14 protein-coding genes and 1 pseudogene are annotated in these 16,040 nt (G+C 67.4%); 7 read left to right on the top strand and 8 right to left on the bottom strand.

All coding sequences use genetic code 11. The features are described from left to right. Positions 1-50 precede the first annotated feature (50 nt). Positions 51-1,640, top strand: coding sequence for a DHA2 family efflux MFS transporter permease subunit (locus tag VJ655_RS09835; RefSeq protein ID WP_324110882.1), 1,590 nt, complete (start codon positions 51-53; stop codon positions 1,638-1,640). 57 nt (positions 1,641-1,697) lie between these two features. Here VJ655_RS09835 and VJ655_RS09830 read toward each other — a convergent pair whose 3' ends face one another. From VJ655_RS09830 to VJ655_RS09815, 5 genes are all read right to left on the bottom strand, one after another. Beyond that, positions 1,698-3,056: a sugar MFS transporter gene (locus tag VJ655_RS09830; RefSeq protein ID WP_324110881.1), complete on the bottom strand. Its 1,359-nt coding sequence runs from the start codon at positions 3,054-3,056 to the stop codon at positions 1,698-1,700. Beyond that, a complete protein-coding gene (locus VJ655_RS21090; RefSeq protein WP_414646967.1) occupies positions 3,053-3,097 on the bottom strand; it encodes a hypothetical protein in 45 nt (14 codons plus the stop codon). The genes VJ655_RS09830 and VJ655_RS21090 overlap by 4 nt, the downstream gene beginning before the upstream one ends. Before the next feature lie 272 nt (positions 3,098-3,369). Next, a complete protein-coding gene (locus VJ655_RS09825; protein ID WP_324110880.1) occupies positions 3,370-5,307 on the bottom strand; it encodes a hypothetical protein in 1,938 nt (645 codons plus the stop codon). Further along, a complete protein-coding gene (locus VJ655_RS09820) occupies positions 5,304-5,729 on the bottom strand; it encodes a GtrA family protein (RefSeq protein ID WP_324110879.1) in 426 nt (141 codons plus the stop codon). The genes VJ655_RS09825 and VJ655_RS09820 overlap by 4 nt, the downstream gene beginning before the upstream one ends. A gap of 2 nt (positions 5,730-5,731) precedes the next feature. Continuing rightward, entirely contained in the window at positions 5,732-7,246 is a 1,515-nt protein-coding gene (locus tag VJ655_RS09815; RefSeq protein WP_324110878.1) for an NAD(P)/FAD-dependent oxidoreductase, read from the bottom strand. Positions 7,247-7,512: 266 nt separating this feature from the next. Here VJ655_RS09815 and VJ655_RS09810 point away from each other — a divergent pair, with 266 nt between their 5' ends. Both VJ655_RS09810 and VJ655_RS09805 read left to right on the top strand, forming a co-directional pair. Beyond that, positions 7,513-7,995 carry a hypothetical protein gene (locus VJ655_RS09810; RefSeq protein ID WP_324110877.1) on the top strand — a complete coding sequence of 161 codons (483 nt, stop codon included), beginning with the start codon at positions 7,513-7,515 and terminating at the stop codon, positions 7,993-7,995. Positions 7,996-8,013: 18 nt separating this feature from the next. Then, positions 8,014-8,472 carry a hypothetical protein gene (locus VJ655_RS09805; RefSeq protein WP_324110876.1) on the top strand — a complete coding sequence of 153 codons (459 nt, stop codon included), beginning with the start codon at positions 8,014-8,016 and terminating at the stop codon, positions 8,470-8,472. Between the two features lie 30 nt (positions 8,473-8,502). On the opposite strand, the gene VJ655_RS09800 is transcribed toward VJ655_RS09805, so the two are convergent. Continuing rightward, complete coding sequence (locus tag VJ655_RS09800) at positions 8,503-9,129, bottom strand: glutathione S-transferase family protein (protein WP_324110875.1); 627 nt, start codon at positions 9,127-9,129, stop codon at positions 8,503-8,505. 166 nt (positions 9,130-9,295) lie between these two features. Here VJ655_RS09800 and VJ655_RS09795 point away from each other — a divergent pair, with 166 nt between their 5' ends. The 4 genes and pseudogenes from VJ655_RS09795 to VJ655_RS09780 all read left to right on the top strand — a co-directional run bounded on the left by VJ655_RS09795 (position 9,296) and on the right by VJ655_RS09780 (position 14,874). Further along, entirely contained in the window at positions 9,296-10,798 is a 1,503-nt protein-coding gene (locus VJ655_RS09795) for an MFS transporter (protein ID WP_324110874.1), read from the top strand. A gap of 189 nt (positions 10,799-10,987) precedes the next feature. Beyond that, positions 10,988-12,298 (top strand): adenylosuccinate lyase, encoded by a 1,311-nt coding sequence (purB, locus tag VJ655_RS09790; RefSeq protein ID WP_324110873.1) that lies wholly within the window; start codon positions 10,988-10,990, stop codon positions 12,296-12,298. A gap of 4 nt (positions 12,299-12,302) precedes the next feature. Beyond that, positions 12,303-12,790: pseudogene (locus VJ655_RS09785) on the top strand (DNA-deoxyinosine glycosylase). Between the two features lie 89 nt (positions 12,791-12,879). Then, on the top strand, positions 12,880-14,874 hold the full coding sequence (locus VJ655_RS09780; protein ID WP_324110872.1) for a M13 family metallopeptidase: 1,995 nt from the start codon (positions 12,880-12,882) through the stop codon (positions 14,872-14,874). A gap of 66 nt (positions 14,875-14,940) precedes the next feature. On the opposite strand, the gene VJ655_RS09775 is transcribed toward VJ655_RS09780, so the two are convergent. After that, a complete protein-coding gene (locus VJ655_RS09775; protein WP_324110871.1) occupies positions 14,941-15,363 on the bottom strand; it encodes a DUF1842 domain-containing protein in 423 nt (140 codons plus the stop codon). Between the two features lie 306 nt (positions 15,364-15,669). After that, positions 15,670-15,987: a DUF1476 domain-containing protein gene (locus VJ655_RS09770; RefSeq protein WP_324110890.1), complete on the bottom strand. Its 318-nt coding sequence runs from the start codon at positions 15,985-15,987 to the stop codon at positions 15,670-15,672. Positions 15,988-16,040: the final 53 nt, after the last annotated feature.

Below are 16,040 nucleotides of genomic sequence, written 5' to 3'. Positions count from 1 at the left end.
ATGATATGATCCATATAATATTATAGGCATCATACTTTCAAGGGGCGGGCATGGCCGGCGCGAACCAGACTCCGATCGACCCGGGCGCCCTGCCCACGCCGACCAAGTTCCTGATCTTTGCGGTGATGGCGTTTGGCCAGTTCATGGCCCTGATCGACATCCAGATCGTCGCCGCCTCGCTGAACGACGTCCAGGCGGGCCTGTCGGCGGGCCCTGACGAGATCAGCTGGGTGCAGACCGGCTACCTGATGGCCGAGCTGGTGATGATCCCCTTCGCCGCCTTCCTGGCCCAGGCGCTGTCGACGCGCTGGCTGTTCGCCCTGTCGGCCGGCCTTTTCACGATCTCGTCGGCCCTGTGCGGCATGGCCTGGGACATCGACTCGATGATCCTGTTCCGGGTCCTGCAGGGCTTCACCGGCGGAGCCATGGTGCCGACCGTCTTCGCCACCGGCTTTGCGATGTTCTCAGGCCCGCAGCGGGCGATGATCCCGGCGATCCTGGGCATGGTCTCGGTGCTGGCGCCGACGCTGGGCCCAACGGTCGGCGGCTGGCTGACCCAGGCGATCGGGTGGCGTTCGATCTTCTACGTCAACATCGTCCCGGGCGCCCTGGTCACCCTGCTGGCGATCAGGCTGATCAAGGTCGACCGACCCAAGCCTTCCATGCTCAAGACCATCGACTACTCCCACCTGGCGGCCATGGCCGTCTTTCTCGGCGGTCTGGAGTACGTGCTGGAGGAAGGGCCTCGCCGGCAGTGGTTCGAGGACACGGGCATCGCCGTCGTCGCCTGGGTCGCGCTGGTGGCCTTCGCCCTGTTCATCGAGCGCTCTTTTCGCTCGGGCGGCCCGGTCGTGCGCCTGTCGCCGTTCCGCAAGCCCACCTTCGCCTTCGCCTGCCTGTTCAACCTGGTGATCGGGTTCGGCCTCTATTCATCGACCTATCTGATCCCGGTGTTCCTGGGCCGGGTGCGCGGCTACGACAGCCTGGAGATCGGCACGACGGTCTTCGTCACCGGCGTCGCCCAGATCCTGTCGACGGTGATCGCCGCGCGGCTTTCCACGCGGATGGATCCGCGCATCGTCGTCAGCGCGGGCCTGACCCTTTTCGCCGCGGCGCTGTGGCTGACCTCGCACATGACCTCGCAGTGGGGCTTCGCCGCCTTGCTGGCGCCCCAGGCGCTGCGGGGCTTTGCGATCATGCTGTGTATCGTGCCCAGCGTCAGCCTGGCGCTGGGCGGGTTCGAGGCGGCCGAACTGCGCTACGCCTCGGGCCTGTTCAACCTGATGCGAAACCTGGGCGGGGCGATCGGCATCGCCGTGGTCAACACCTGGCTGGGCGACAACGCCCGCATCCATGTCGCCCGCTTCGGCGAGGCGTTGGGCGAAGCCGGGCGATCAGGAACCGACGCGCTGGGCGCGCTGGCCGGCCGCGTCGCCGAGCGCACGCCCGACGCCGCCCAGGCCACGCTGATCCTGCAGGGCGAACTGGCCAAGGTGGTCGGCCGCGAGGCCCTGACCCTGGCCTTCAACGACGTCTTCCGGGTGATGGCGATGCTGTTCGTGGTCGCCCTGGTCTTGGCCCCGTTCTGCAAGCCGCCGCCGCTCATGGGCGCCGCGCCTCCGCCGCCCGACGCCCATTAAAAAACTCCGGGGAGCATGGCGCTCCCCGGAGGGCTTGCAGGCAGGTCTCTGGATCGATCAGTGGCCGCCGGCGACGGCCTCGTCCTCGATCTCGTGGGTCGGGGCGCTCTTGGCCACGAACGCGAACCACAGGACGTAGACGTAGCAGACTAGCGGAGCGATGAAGGCCAGCGACTTGGAGCCGGTCATCTCCTCGATCTTGGCGAACGCCAGCGGCAGGAACGCGCCGCCGACGATGGCCATGCACAGCAGGCCGGACGTCGCCGAGGCCGGAGCCGACGAACGCTGCAGCGTCAGGGTGAAGATGGTCGGGAACATGATCGAGTTGAACAGGCCGATCAGCAGCGCCGCGAAGGCCGGGATCAGGCCGGTCGTCAGCGGAACGGTGGCCAGCAACAGGTTCAGGTCGCCGGCGTGGGCGCTGGGAACCATGTCCTTGGTCAGGATGACGACCAGGCTCAGCGCGATCGCGCCGACGGCCACGGCCGTCAGCAGCACGTAGTCCTTGAACGTCTTCAGCAAGGCCGAACCGGCGAAGCGGCCGATCATGGCGAAGACCATGTAGAAGGTGGTCATCTTGCCGGCCTGCTCGGCTGGGACATTCAGGATGTGGGCCTGCTCGATGAACAGCAGCAGGTTCAGCGAGATCGCGACCTCGGCGCCGACGTAGAGGAAGATGCCAATCGCGCCCAGGTTCGCCCACTTCGACGACAGGGCCGACAGCGGGTTGATGAAATGACCGGTCTTCGGGGCGGCCTCGGTGATCCGGTGACGCACGAAGAAGATGGCCAGGATGAACAGGGCCAGGCCCGCGCCGATCACGAGATAGACGTTGGAGACGAAGCCCAGAGCCTGCTCGCGCATGGCGTCCGTGATCGTGATCCCCTTCTCGAAGATCTGGCCCTTGAGCAGGAAGTTGGCGCCAAACCACAGGCCGCAGGCCGCGCCCAGCGAGTTGAAGGCCTGCGACAGGTTCAGTCGGAACGAGCTGTCCTCGGGCCGCCCCATCGAGGCGATCAGCGGATTGGCCGCGACCTGCAGCAGGGTGATGCCCGAGGCCATGATGAACAGCGCCGTCAGCACCAGGGCGAAGGTGTGCAGCTTGGCCGCCGCGATGGCGATGAAGCAGCCGGCGACGATGCCGCCCAGGCCGACCATCACTGACTTGGCGTAGCCGAACTTCGAGAGGAACGCGGCCGAGGGCATCGACATGACGCCATAGGCGATGAAGAAGGCGAAGCCGGTCAGGCTGGCCTCGACGGGCGTAAGGGTGAAGACCGTCTTCATGGTCTTCAGCAGCGGGTCGAGCAGGTTGGTGACCAGGGCCCAGATAAAGAACAGGCAGGTCACATAGACGACGGCAAGCTTGAGGCCGCCGCTCTTGGCGGAGGGTTTGGCGATCGCGGCGTCGGTCATAGGCCGACACCTCCGAGATTGAATTTCAGCACCGCAATCACTGGCCACTCCCTAAGCGACGATGTTGTGAATCCGTCTTTGCGCGGATGCGCTATTCACGGGAAGCGTGACAACGTTGTCAACCATATATATGATTTTTCAGCATTCCGTGGTCGGTCGCCGGAACCGAACCCCGCCCTTCCCGCTTGGCTCATAACGAGCGGGAGATTCTCATGTTTGTGCTGACGGTCGTGGTGATTTCGAGCGTCTTCGTGCTGGCGGCGATGGCCGGCCTGGCCGACGCCCTAGTCCACTTCGTGTGCTGGGGAACCAGTCACCTGGCCGCCTCTAAGACTCCGCCGAAAGCGCTCCGACCGCCCGCGCAGGGAATCACGGCGTAGCGGCGGGCGTTCAGCCAGCCATCGCTCACGGGAACGGCGAACGGCACGGCGGGCGACCAGTCGCGAGCTTTCAGCTCCGCCTCGAGCGGTGCGGACGTCCAGCGCGGCCAGACGATCCAGGCGGGCGCATCGGGGGCGGCGCAGAACGTCCGCACGCGCGCAAGGCGCGGGGGCGGCGGGCGCGAGGCCTCCAGGGTCAGGGGGCGCATCCAGTCCTCGCCCGCCAGTCCAGCGGCCTTCAGGCGCTCGGCGCGATCCCATAGGGCCAACGCCAGAGGGCGCGAGAAGACGACGCCGGCGCTCTGGACCTTGCTGGACCAGCTGGGGCGCCCGATCATCGTCCATGGCTCGATGTCCCCGGCCAGCCACAGCACCTCCCCGGGTCGCTCGGTGGTCATCGCGACCAGACCCGGATCGCGCCCGGCGTCCCGTTGACGCACGAAGTCGGAGCGAGCGTCCCACAGCAGCATGGCCAGGGCGACGACCGCGATGGCCAAGGTCCAGCGAATGGTCGGCGCCGGCGCGGACCAACCGCGCGCCAGCCAGACGCCGACGCCCAGGGCGATGACCAAGCCCGGCAGGTCGCTGCTCCACACAACGCCCAGGGCAAAGGGCCAGGTTTCCGGCGCGCCCGACAGGGTGCGTTCGAGGGCGAGTCCGCGCAGCACCGCATAGGCCAAGGCTGTCAGGGCCAGCAGCGCGACAGCGCCGCCGGATGCGAGCGCGGGGCGGCTGAACGCCAATCGTTGGCCGGTGATCACGAACAGCAGGCCGATCGGCGCGAGGAGCAAACCGAGGCTCCCCACATCGCGGAACATCCAGGCCGCGCCCAGGAACGCCAGGCCCAGCAGTCCCGATGGCCCGCGCTTGGGCAGCTCCAGACACAGCAAGGCCAGGCTGGCGGCGGCCAGCACGGCCACCGGCTGCAGCGCGCGCCAGGTCTGGACCTGCAGAAATAGAAGCAGCGAAAGCCGATCGCCCAGCAGCGCGACCACCGCCACGCCGGCCAGCCCCGCGATCAGAGCGCCCCAGGCCAGGCGCCGGGTCGCCCCCTTCAGGAGCCAGGCGCCCGCCGCCAGCGTGCAAGCATGGACGGCCAAGCGCCCCCACGTCTCGACCGACCAGTCGCTTGGGAACAGGAACGGGCTGCGGGCCTCGACCACCGCGCGCCAGGCCGGATCCATGATGGCGATAAGTCGTTCGGCCACGGGTAGTCCCCGCAAGGCGGCCAGGACGACGACGCCCGCTCCGGCCAAGCCCGCCCACAGCCAGCGTCGATCTTCCAGGCACAGGGCCACGCCGATGGCGGCGGCCGCGCACAGCCCCATGATCGGATGGAACAGCATGCCAGCGCAGCAGACCGCAAGAGCCAGCACGCGCCGCCCCGAGAGATAGGCGGCCATGCCCAGCAGGCCGGCGGCCTCGGCCAGACCGCGCGGCGTGGCGTAGGGCTCGCCGAAGCTGATGACGTCCATGGGGCCATACAGCGGCGGCAGGACAACGACGAACACCAGGGCGGCCCAGCGAAGCGCCGGCGACCGGTCGGCCATCAGCCGCTCGATCATCAGGGCCAGGGCCGCGAACCATAGGACCAAGGTCAGGGCGACGATCGCCAGGTTACCGCCCGACAGCCCCAGGGCTGCGATCAGCCTGGCCAGCATCGGCGTGTAGAGGCTGAAGCCGAACTGGCCGTCGTGGACGAACATCAGGTCCTTGCCGACGCCGGCGGGATCCAGCTTGGCCAGGGCGTCGGCGACATAGAGCCGCCCGTCGTGGCGCACGCCCAGATAGGGCCGGCTCAGCAGGAAAAGACCGAACGCGGCCAGCAGTCCCGGCCAGGCCGGGATCTTCAGGCGGTCGGACCAGCTCATGGCCGGGCGACGCCGGGCGCGCGGAACAGCAGCGCCCGACGGACGGAGAAGTTGAACAGGAAGACGAGCGCCGCGGTCGGCGCCTTGGCCAAGCCAGGCGTGAGGTCGAGGACCTCGACCCACAACGCCATCAGCCCCTGGGTCAGCAAGAGGCCCGCCAGACCCACGGCCAGGAAGCCCAGGAACTCGCGCCGGCGGTCGGCGACCGGTCGGTCGCGGAAGACGAACGCGATCGACAGGCCGTAGGCGACGGCCACGCCGAACACGAAGCCGGCGGCCGAGGCCGCCAGATAGTTCACGCCGACGCGGGTCAGCACCACCAGCAGCCCCCAGTCGACGGCCAGGGCCACGACGCTGGCCAGGCCATAGAGCGCCAGCTCGCGCAGCGCCCTGGGCAGGCGCGGCCTGAGCGCCGCGGCCATGGTCAGGCGGCGACCTTCTTGGGAACGGCGCGCTCGCTGCGCAGCGCCTGGCGAGCGCCCGAAACGCCAGCCTCGCCGTATTCGGCGTCCTCGTTGACCTCCCAGACGTCGTGGATCGTCTCGCCGGCGATAATGTTCTCGGCCGTCAGAAGGCCGGTCATCATGGCGTGGTCCTGGTTGTTATACTTGTGCATGCCGTTGCGGCCGACGAGATGAAGACGCGGGAAGTGCAGCTTCAAGTCCAGCCGGATCGTCTTGACGTGCTCGGCATAGGCGTCGTCGTAGACCGGATAGGCCTTGTGCTGGCGCACCACGCAGGCGTCGTAGACGTCGGCCGGGTTCATCAGGCCGATCTTGGTGATCTCGCGCTTGGCCTGGGCGATCAGGTCGGCGTCGGAGCTGGTCCACAGACCGTCGCCCTCGAAGCAGAAATATTCCAGCCCCAGGCAGGTCGAGACCCCATCGGGGATCATTTCCGGCGACCAGGAGCGGAAGTTCTGCACGCGGCCGACCTTCACCGACGGATCGTGGATGTAGATCCAGTTGTCGGGCAGCTCCTTCTGCGGCTTGCCGATCAGCACCACCGTCAGGAAGTCGCGGTACATGAGTTCGCCCGCGTGGAAGATGCTCATCGGCGTCGGGCTGATCGATTGCATCAGCTCACGGATCGGTGCCGAGGAGACCACGTCGTCGGCGGTGTAGATCTCCTTGCGACCGTCGGCGCAGCTGACCGACACCGTCCAGATCTTCGCCAGCCGGTCGTAGTGAAGGCCATCGACCTTTCGGCCCATGCGGATGTCGCCGCCCAGGGCCATGACCTTGTCGGCGCAGGCTTCCCACATCATGCCGGGACCCTTGCGGGGGTAGCGGAAGCTCTCGATCAGGGTCTTGGGCGCGTTCACTCCCCCCTGGGGCCCCGCCGCCCTGGATCGCAAACCCAGGGAGCGCTTGACCCCGTCGATGATCGCCGCGCCCAGATCCAGGCCCTTGATGCGCTGGCTGGCCCAGTCGGCCGAGATCTCGTCGCAGCTCATGCCCCACACCTTCTCGGTGTAGGTCTTGAAGAAGATCGAGAACAGCCGCTCGCCGAACTGGTTGCGGACCCATTGGTGGAAGGTGTCGGGCCGCTTGATCGGCTTCAGCTTGGCCCAACCGAACGAGGCCATGCACCGGGCCGCCGTCCAGACGCCCAGATTGGCCAGGGCCTCGAAGGCCCGCAGCGGATAGGCGTAGAACTTCTCGCGATAGTAGATCCGCGACAGGCGCGGCCGGTCGATGAAATCGTCGGGCAGAATCTCGTTCCACAGGTCGACGATCTCCTGGCTCTTGGAAAAGAACCGATGACCGCCGATGTCGAACTTGAAGCCCTTGTAGTCCACCGTCCGGCTGATGCCGCCGACATAGGTCGGGTCCATCTCCAGCACGGTCACGCCCCGTCCGGCCTTGGCCAGGGTGTAGGCGGTCGTCAGGCCTGCAGGGCCCGCGCCGATCACCAGGGTTTCCACGTGCTGGGCCATCCGCCGCTCCAAATCCCGTTTCGATACAGGATGGGCGGGGTTGGTTAAGGCGCTGTCGTAGGTCGTGGTGAAATCGGGGTTAATTGTGAACGCGGGACGATTGGTCGCGGCCACGGCTTCGTCGAGCGTCGCGAACGCTGCTGAAGCCCCACTCCTCCCTCTCGGGGAGGAAGGCGACGCGCCAAGTCGTCTAGCCGACTCTCCACGCATCCTTCTGGGCGCGAGCTGCGTTGTGTCGCCGAGGGACCTTCACCGCGAGAACAGACATGGCTCGTCTCTTCATCATCGGCATGGTCGTCGGGGCCATCGCCCTTCCGGCGACCCTGGCGCCCACCCAGGCGGACGCCGCTTCGTGCCGTAGTCGCAAGGCCACCGGAACGGTGGTCGGCGGCCTGGGCGGCGCCCTGGTCGGCAACGCCATCTCCAAGGGCGGCGGCGGCCTGCTGATCGGCGGGGTGGGCGGCGCGCTGGTCGGTCGCGAGATCGGCAAGAGCGGCTGCCACCGAACCCGGACGGTCTATTACGACAGCGGCGCGAGGGCGGCCCCCGCGACCCGATCCGAACCGCGGCCGGTCCGCCAAGTCTATTACGACCACATGGGCAACCCCGTCGCCAGCGGCGAGGTCCGCAACGGGACGTTCCAGCAGGTCTCGGCGACGTCTGGCGGGACCTGCCGGGACGCGACGATCTCCTATTACGACGAGCGCGGTCGGCTGACCCAGCGCCCCGTCCAGATCTGCCCCCGCTAAGAACCGATGGAAATTCAGATGATCCGCAAACCCGTGATGGCCGTGCTGGCCCTCGCCACCCTCGGACTCGCCGCGTGCGACCGTGACCACGACGCCATGGCCAATCCCAAGATCTGCGCCGACTTCAAGGCCACGCCCAGCGCAACGGCGGCGGCGGATCCGGCCACGCCGGTCGACGAGTGCGCGCGCCGCTGGGCCTACAGCCTAGCCGGAGCGCGCGACAGCGCCGAGGTCGTGGCCGACGCCGTGGTCGCGGCCTGCGCGCCGGTGCTCAGCAAGTGGAACCAGGCCTCGCTAGGCCAGGCCGCGCCGGGCGGCGGCGAACAGGCGCTGAGCCTGACGACCGGCCAGCCGACCAACCCGCTGGCCGAGCACAGCGCCTTCGTCCAGGGCCGGGCTCTCTTCTACGTGGTCCAGGCCAGGGCGGGCCGCTGCAAGGCGCCGCCGGTCAAGAACGGCGTCCCCGACGGACTATAGGAGACGCGGTATAGCGGCGCTCCGCGCGCGTCATGCGCGCGCGGCCTGTTCCCATTCCAGGAACTCCGGCGCCTCCAGCAGGCGCTCGGCGTAGGCGCCCGCCGCGCCTGCGTCGCCATAGTCCGACGGGTGGATCCCGTAGGTCCGAAAACGGGTCGCCACCGGGGTATAGAACGCGTCGGCGATCGACCATTCGCCCAGCAGAAAGGGCCCGCCGGAACGCTTGAGCAGCTGGTTCCAGCGCTCGACGATCTTGCGCACGTCCTTCTGCGTGGCCTCGGAAATGTCCAGCTTGCGCGGCGCCTCGTCCAGCGCCATCGGGCACTCGCCGCGCAACGACTGAAAGCCCGAATGCATCTCCGCGGCCACCGAGCGGCCGATCGCGCGCAGGGCCGCGTCCTCCGGCCACAGCCTGGCTTCGGGGAAGGTCTCGGCCAAGTATTCGCAGACCGCCAGCGAGTCCCAGATCACCAGATCCCCGTCCCTGAGAACAGGGACCAGGCGGCTGGGCGAGCGCTTGCCGATCTCGTCCTCGGTGAGCACCCCCTGACGCAGATCCACCAGGGTCTCCTTGAACGGCGCGCCGGTCTTCTTGAGCGCCAGCCACGGGCGCAGCGACCAGCTGGACCACCGCTTGGTGCCGATGACGAGTTCCATGGCGCGCTCCTTCGTAGAATCCCGTTCGACAAGGGCTTAGCGCGCCTGCCCGAGCAAGGAAACGCCGACCTTGGGCCCGTCGCGATTTAGCCTCTGGCGCTTTGGCTTCCGCTACGTCTACAGTCCCCTCAAACAACTAGAACAAATGTTTGAAGGGAGAGTCAGGATGGCCGACGCGCGTGCGTCCGGCGGCGAGCGACCGCTGTATTCAAATGGCTACAAGGCGACGGTGCTGGGCCTTCTGCTGGCCGCCTACACCTTCAACTTCATCGACCGGACGATCATCGCCACCATCGGCCAGGCCATCAAGGTCGACCTCAAGCTCACCGACACCCAACTGGGTTTGCTGGGCGGTCTCTACTTCGCCCTGCTCTACACGCTCCTAGGCATCCCGATCGCGCGCCTGGCCGAGCGCTGGAACCGGGTAAGCATCATCTCGCTGTCCCTGGTGATCTGGTCGGGCTTCACGGCCCTGTGCGGCTCGGCCGCCAGCTTCGGCCAGCTGGCGCTCTATCGTTTCGGCGTCGGCGTCGGCGAGGCCGGCTGCTCGCCGCCCAGCCATTCGCTGATCAGCGACTATTACGAGCCCAAGAAGCGCGCCTCGGCCCTGTCGATCTATTCGTTCGGCATCCCGCTGGGCACCATGTTCGGCGCCGTGGCTGGCGGCTGGCTGGCCCAGGAGTTTAGCTGGCGCGTAGCCTTCGTCATCGTCGGCCTGCCCGGCCTGATCCTGGCCCTGATCGTCAAGCTGGTGGTCAAGGAGCCGCCCCGCGGCCATTCAGAGATCGTCGAGCGCCCGCTGGAGGCCGAGGACCTGGTCGTCGAGCCCGTCGCCAAGCCGCGCTTTTCCCTGGCCAACGAATTCTCCGAGCTCTGGGCGGTGACCAAGATCCTGTTCGGCAAGTGGCCCGTGCTGCACATGGTGCTGGGCGTGACCATCGCCTCGTTCGGCTCGTACGGCTCGGGCGCTTTCGTGCCGCCCTACTTCGTGCGGACCTATGGTCTCGGCCTGGCCCAGGTCGGGCTGATTGTCGGCCTGATCGGCGGCTTCTCGGCCGGGGTCGGCACCCTGGTCGGGGGCTTTCTGACCGACTGGGCCGGCAAGAAGAGCGTCAAGTGGTACGCCCTGACCCCCGCCATAGGCCTTTTGATCTGCACGCCGATCTACATCGCCGCCTATCTGCAGACGAGCTGGCAGACCACGGCCCTCATCCTGCTGGTTCCCGGCATCTTCCACTACACCTATCTGGCCCCGACCTTCGGCGTGGTGCAGAACTCGGTCGAGCCGCGCCGCCGGGCGACGGCCACGGCCCTGCTGTTCTTCTTCCTGAACCTGATCGCCTTGGGCGGCGGGCCGGTGTTCACCGGCTGGCTGATCGACCACCTGGCCCAGTTCAACTTCAACCACCCGACCTCGAGCGGCATCTTCCACGCCTTGGCCGGATCGTTCGGCGATCCGGGCGCCGCCAGCTTCACCGCCGAGTGCCCCGGCGGCCTGGCCCCCAAGGGCTCCGCGCCCGAACTGGCCAAGGCCTGCGCCGGCGCCACGGCCCGCTCGACCCAGCAGGGCATCATCGTCTCACTCTGCTTCTACGCCTGGGCGGGCGTGCACTACGCGTTGGCGGCTATCGGCATGGTCAAGCACATGAAGGAGCGGGCGGGAGAGTAAGGCGAAATCCTCCCCCTTCGCGGGGGAGGTGTCGGCTCGAAGAGGCGACGGAGGGGGAAGAGGCAAGGCAGTGAGCACTTCCCCCTCCGGCGCTTCGCGCCACCTCCCCCGCTTGGGGGAGGATCTCGAACCCCAAGTAATAAGCCTCTTCCCTTGACTCCCCGGCCAGTCAGGTCGAAACGCCCGCGCATGATCAGCCGCTACGCCCGCCCCGAAGCCGCCGCCATCTGGTCCAGCCAGACCAAGTACAAGATCTGGTTCGAGATCGAGGCCCACGCCGCCGACGCCATGGCCGAGATCGGGACCATCCCGAAGCTCGCCGCCGAGACGATCTGGGAAAAGGGCCGCGACGCGGTCTGGAACAGCGACCGCATCGACGAGATCGAGCGCGTCACCAAGCACGACGTCATCGCCTTCCTGACCCACGTGTCGGAGATCGTCGGCCCCGAGGCCCGCTTCCTGCACCAAGGCATGACCAGCTCGGACGTGCTGGACACCTGCTTCGCCGTGCAGCTGTCGCGCGCCACCGACCTCCTGCTGGAGGACGTCGACCTCGTTCTGGCCGCCCTCAAGCGCCGCGCGCTCGAGCACAAGATGACCGTCTGCGTCGGCCGCAGCCACGGCATCCACGCCGAGCCGATCACCTTCGGCCTAAAGCTGGCCGGCTACTACGCCGAGTTCCAGCGCGCCAAAGAGCGCCTGGCGATGGCCAAGTTCGAGATCGCCACCTGCGCGATTTCCGGCGCCGTCGGCACCTTCGCCAATGTCGATCCGCGCGTCGAACAGCACGTCGCCGACAAGATGGGCCTGGCCGTCGAGCCGGTCTCGACCCAGGTGATCCCGCGCGACCGCCACGCGGCCTATTTCGCGGCCCTGGGCGTCGTGGCCTCGTCGGTCGAACGCCTGGCCACCGAGATCCGCCACCTGCAGCGCACCGAGGTGCTGGAGGCCGAGGAGCCCTTCGATCCGGGCCAGAAGGGCAGCTCGGCCATGCCGCACAAGCGCAACCCAATCCTGACCGAGAACCTGACCGGCCTGGCCCGCCTGGTCCGCTCGGCCGTGGTGCCGGCCATGGAGAACGTCGCCCTCTGGCACGAGCGCGACATCAGCCACTCGTCGGTCGAGCGCGGCATCGGCCCCGACGCCACCATCCACCTCGACTTCGCCCTGCGGCGCCTCGCCGGCGTCATCGAGCGCTTCAACATCTATCCCGACAACATGGCCAAGAACCTGGACAAGCTGGGGGGCCTGGTCTTCTCGCAGCGGGTCATGCTGGCCCTGACCCAGGAAGGCGTGTCGCGCGAGGACGCCTATGCGGCCGTCCAGAGCAACGCCATGAAGGTCTGGCGCGGCGAAGGCCGCTTCCTCGACTTCCTCAAGGCCGACCCGGTGGTGTCCAAGGCCCTGTCGAACGAGGCGCTCGAGGGCCTGTTCGACCTCGGCTATCACACCAAGAACGTCGACGTGATCTTCAAGCGGGTCTTCGGCGAGCAGGCCTAACGACTTGCGCAAGGCGGGCTTCCCACCGGTCGTCGACGCGAACACCCGCGTCCTGATCCTGGGCAGCCTGCCGGGCGAGACCTCGCTGGCCGCCCAGCAGTATTACGGCAATCCCAGGAACGCCTTCTGGCGGCTGATGGAGGGCGTGCTGGACGCGCCCCTCGTCCCGCTGGCCTATGAGGCGCGGCTGGCGGCCCTGCTGGCGCATAGCGTTGGCCTGTGGGACGTGATCGCCGAGGCCGAGCGGCCGGGCAGCCTGGACGCGGCGATCCGCGATCCGGCGGCGAATGATCTGCTGAACCTGATCGAGACCCTGCCGGCGCTGCGGGTCGTGGCCTTCAACGGCGGAACGGCGGCGAAGCTGGGCGGCAAGCTGATCGGCGAGCGCGCCGCGACGATCGCCCTGCCCTCGTCATCTCCGGCGCATGCGGCGCGGCTTTCGAGCAGAAGGCCGACGTCTGGAGCCAACTCAGGTCCTGGCTCCGCGCCTGACCCGGCAGGACGCGCGAGATTACAGGAAATTCATCTGCGCACGGCCCGTGCTTGGGGCAGCATCCCTTCACATTGAGGGGACCTTACGAATGCGCATCTTCCTGCTGGCCGCCGTTTCCGCGGTCGCGATCTCCAGCGCGGCCATCGCCGCCGACAAGCCGATGTACGGCGCCTGGGGCGTCGATCTGACGGCCCGCGACCTGGCCGTAAAGCCGGGCGATGATTTCGACAAGTACGCCAACGGCGCCTGGGACAAGCGCACGACGATCCCCGCCGACCAGCCGTCCGCCGGCGTCGGCTACGACGTCTTCAACCGCTCGCAGGATCAGCTGCGCACGCTGATCGAGACGGCCGATCCGTCCACGCCGATCGGCGGCCTCTACAAGAGCTTCACCGACGAGGCCAAGGTCGAGCAGGTCGACGACGCTCCGCTGAAGGTGGACCTGGCGGCGATCGCCGCCGTCTCGTCCAAGGCCGAGATGGCCAAGGCGATGGGCCAGGCCCACGGCGGCTTTGGCCCCGACCTGTTCTCGCTGGACATCTATCCGGACGCCAAGACCCCCGAGATCAACACGCTCTATATCGGTCAGTCGGGCCTGGGGCTGCCGGACCGCGACTACTACCTGACCGACGGCTTCAAGCCGCAGCTGGACGCCTACAAGGCCTTCGCCGAGCGGGCGCTGAAGATGGCCGGCTACGCCGATCCGGCCAAGTCGGCCGCCGACGTGATCGCCTTCGAGACCGCCATCGCCAAGGTCAGCTGGCCGGTCGCCGACCGCCGCGATATCGACAAGGTCTACAATCCCGTCAGCCTGGCCGAGCTGCAGGCCTATGCGCCTGAAATTCCGTGGACGGATTACCTGGCCGCCGCGGGCATCTCTGGCCGCGATCAGGTTGTGCTAGGCGAGAAGACCGCCGTCCGCGACATCGCCAAGCTGTTTGGCGAGACCTCGCTGGACACCCTGAAAGCCTGGCGCACGGTGCAGGGCGTGCAGGAGATGTCGCCCTATCTCTCAAAGCGCTTCGTCGACAGCCGCTTCGAGTTCGTGAAGGTGCTGAGCGGCCAGACCTCGCTGCGGCCGCGCTGGAAGCGCGGCGTGACCCTGGTCGACGGAAGCCTGGGCGAACTGGTCGGCCAGGCCTATGTGGCCAAGTACTTCCCGCCCTCGTCCAAGGCCCAGATGCAGGAGCTGATCGCCAACCTGAAGGTGGCCATGGCCGCGCGCATCGAGAAGGCCCCGTGGATGGCGCCGGCCACCAAGCAGGCGGCCCTGACCAAGCTTTCCAAGATGTCGGTGATGGTCGGCTATCCCGACAAGTGGCGCGACTATTCGGGCCTGACGCTCGACGCGAACGACCTCTACGGCAATGTACGCCGCAGCGGCGCCTTCGAGTGGGCCTATACGCTGAAGGACCTTGGCCAGCCGGTCGACCACGGCAAGTGGGCCATGACCCCGCAGACCGTGAACGCCTATAACGGCGGCCTGGAGAACAAGATCGTCTTCCCCGCCGGCATCCTTCAGGCGCCGTTCTTCGATCCGGCCGCCGACGCGGCGGTGAACTACGGCGCGATCGGCGCGGTGATCGGTCACGAGATCAGCCACGGCTTCGACGACCAGGGCCGCAAGATCGACGACACCGGCAAGCTGCGCGACTGGTGGACGGCCGAGGACGCCAAGCGCTTCGAGGCCCAGGCCGCGGTGTTGGGCGGCCAGTACGGGACCTACGAGCCGGTGCCGGGCATGAAGATCAACGCCGCTCTGACCATGGGCGAGAACATCGCCGACCTGGCCGGCCTGCAGGTGGCCTACGACGCCTACCACGCCTCGCTGAAGGGCAAGCCCGCTCCGATGATCGATGGCATGACCGGCGACCAGCGTTTCTTCCTGGCCTTCGCCCAAGCCTGGCGGGACAAGTCGCGGGACGACTCCCTCAAGCAGCAGATGGCCTCGGACCCGCACTCGCCGTCCAGCTTCAGGGTCACCGGGCCGACCCGCAACGTCGACGCCTGGTACGCCGCCTTCGGCGTCAAGCCCGGCGACAAGTTCTACCTGCCGCCCGAAAAGCGTTCGCGCATCTGGTAGAGGCGGCCGATCGAAAGTCGCTCGCGCCGCCCACGACGGCGGCGCGAGCAGTGCGCCTTGGAGGGCCTAGGCGATCTTCTTGACCGGCACGTTCTCGACGTGGGTGGTCACATAGTTGAAACCGCCCGAGCCGTTCCATTGCTGGTCGACCGACAGGGCGGCGGTGAACTTGGCCAGGAAGGAGCCGATCGCCGGCGGCGGCACGCTGTAGACGAAGTCGCCCTGCAGCGAGACCAGTTGGTGGTTCGGCCCAAAGCCGGTCTGATAGATCTGCCCCGTCACCGGGAAGCGGTGATTGCCGCCCGCGATGGCCTGGCTGATTTCAGCGATGCCGGCGACGTGGCCCGAAGCGGCCTGAACCGACAGGGCCAGATTGACGACGGGGGCGCCAGGCATGCCGACGTTCCCGACCACGGCCTTGACGAAATACAGACCGATCACGTCGCTGGCGGTCTTTTGGGTATGAAGCGTACCGACTTCCGCAGTCATAGGACGTTCTCCCTGCTCTTTGGGCGATCCCGACGACCAGCCCGGCGGCAGATTGATCCTTCTCCCCCACGACGCCAGATAAAACCTGGCCGGAAACTTGAATTTCTAACAACTCATAAGTGTATTCTGTCCGCGAACTCGCGCGTCAGCGTTAACCAATTCCCTTCACGGCAACGGTTCGGCGCGTTCGAGATGGGGCGGCCCGGGATCATTCGACTTTCAGAATAAATCGAACGCGTGGCTGGAGCGGCGCATGAAAAAGGCCGCCCCAAGGGACGGCCCATTCAACTTCGCGGACGTGAAAGCTTACTCGCCGGCCTTGATCTGCTCGCGGGCCTGGGCCAGCAGCTCGGCCATCTTCATGCGGACCTCGCTCTCGCTGATCGAGACGCCCGAACCCTTCAGATCCTCGAAAACCTTGCGCACGACGTCCTCGTCGCCCGGCTGTTCGAAGTCGGACTTGACCACCGCGCGCGCGTATTCCTCGGCGGTCGCCAGGCCCATCAGGCCGGCCGCCCATTCGCCCAGAAGGCGGTTGCGACGCGCGGTCGCCTTGAATTCCAGTTCCTGGTCCAGCGCGAACTTGCGTTCGAAACCCTGCTCGCGTTCGTCGAAGGTGGTCATGAAGGCCCCAAAGTCGCCAGCCTGTCGCGGCCGGATCAATCGATCTGGCCGCG

The sequence above is a fragment of the Caulobacter sp. genome, assembly GCF_035254145.1.
Lineage (GTDB): Bacteria > Pseudomonadota > Alphaproteobacteria > Caulobacterales > Caulobacteraceae > Caulobacter.
The sequence above is the reverse complement of the archived record's forward strand: the minus strand, read 5'-3'. Positions and strand labels throughout refer to the sequence as shown.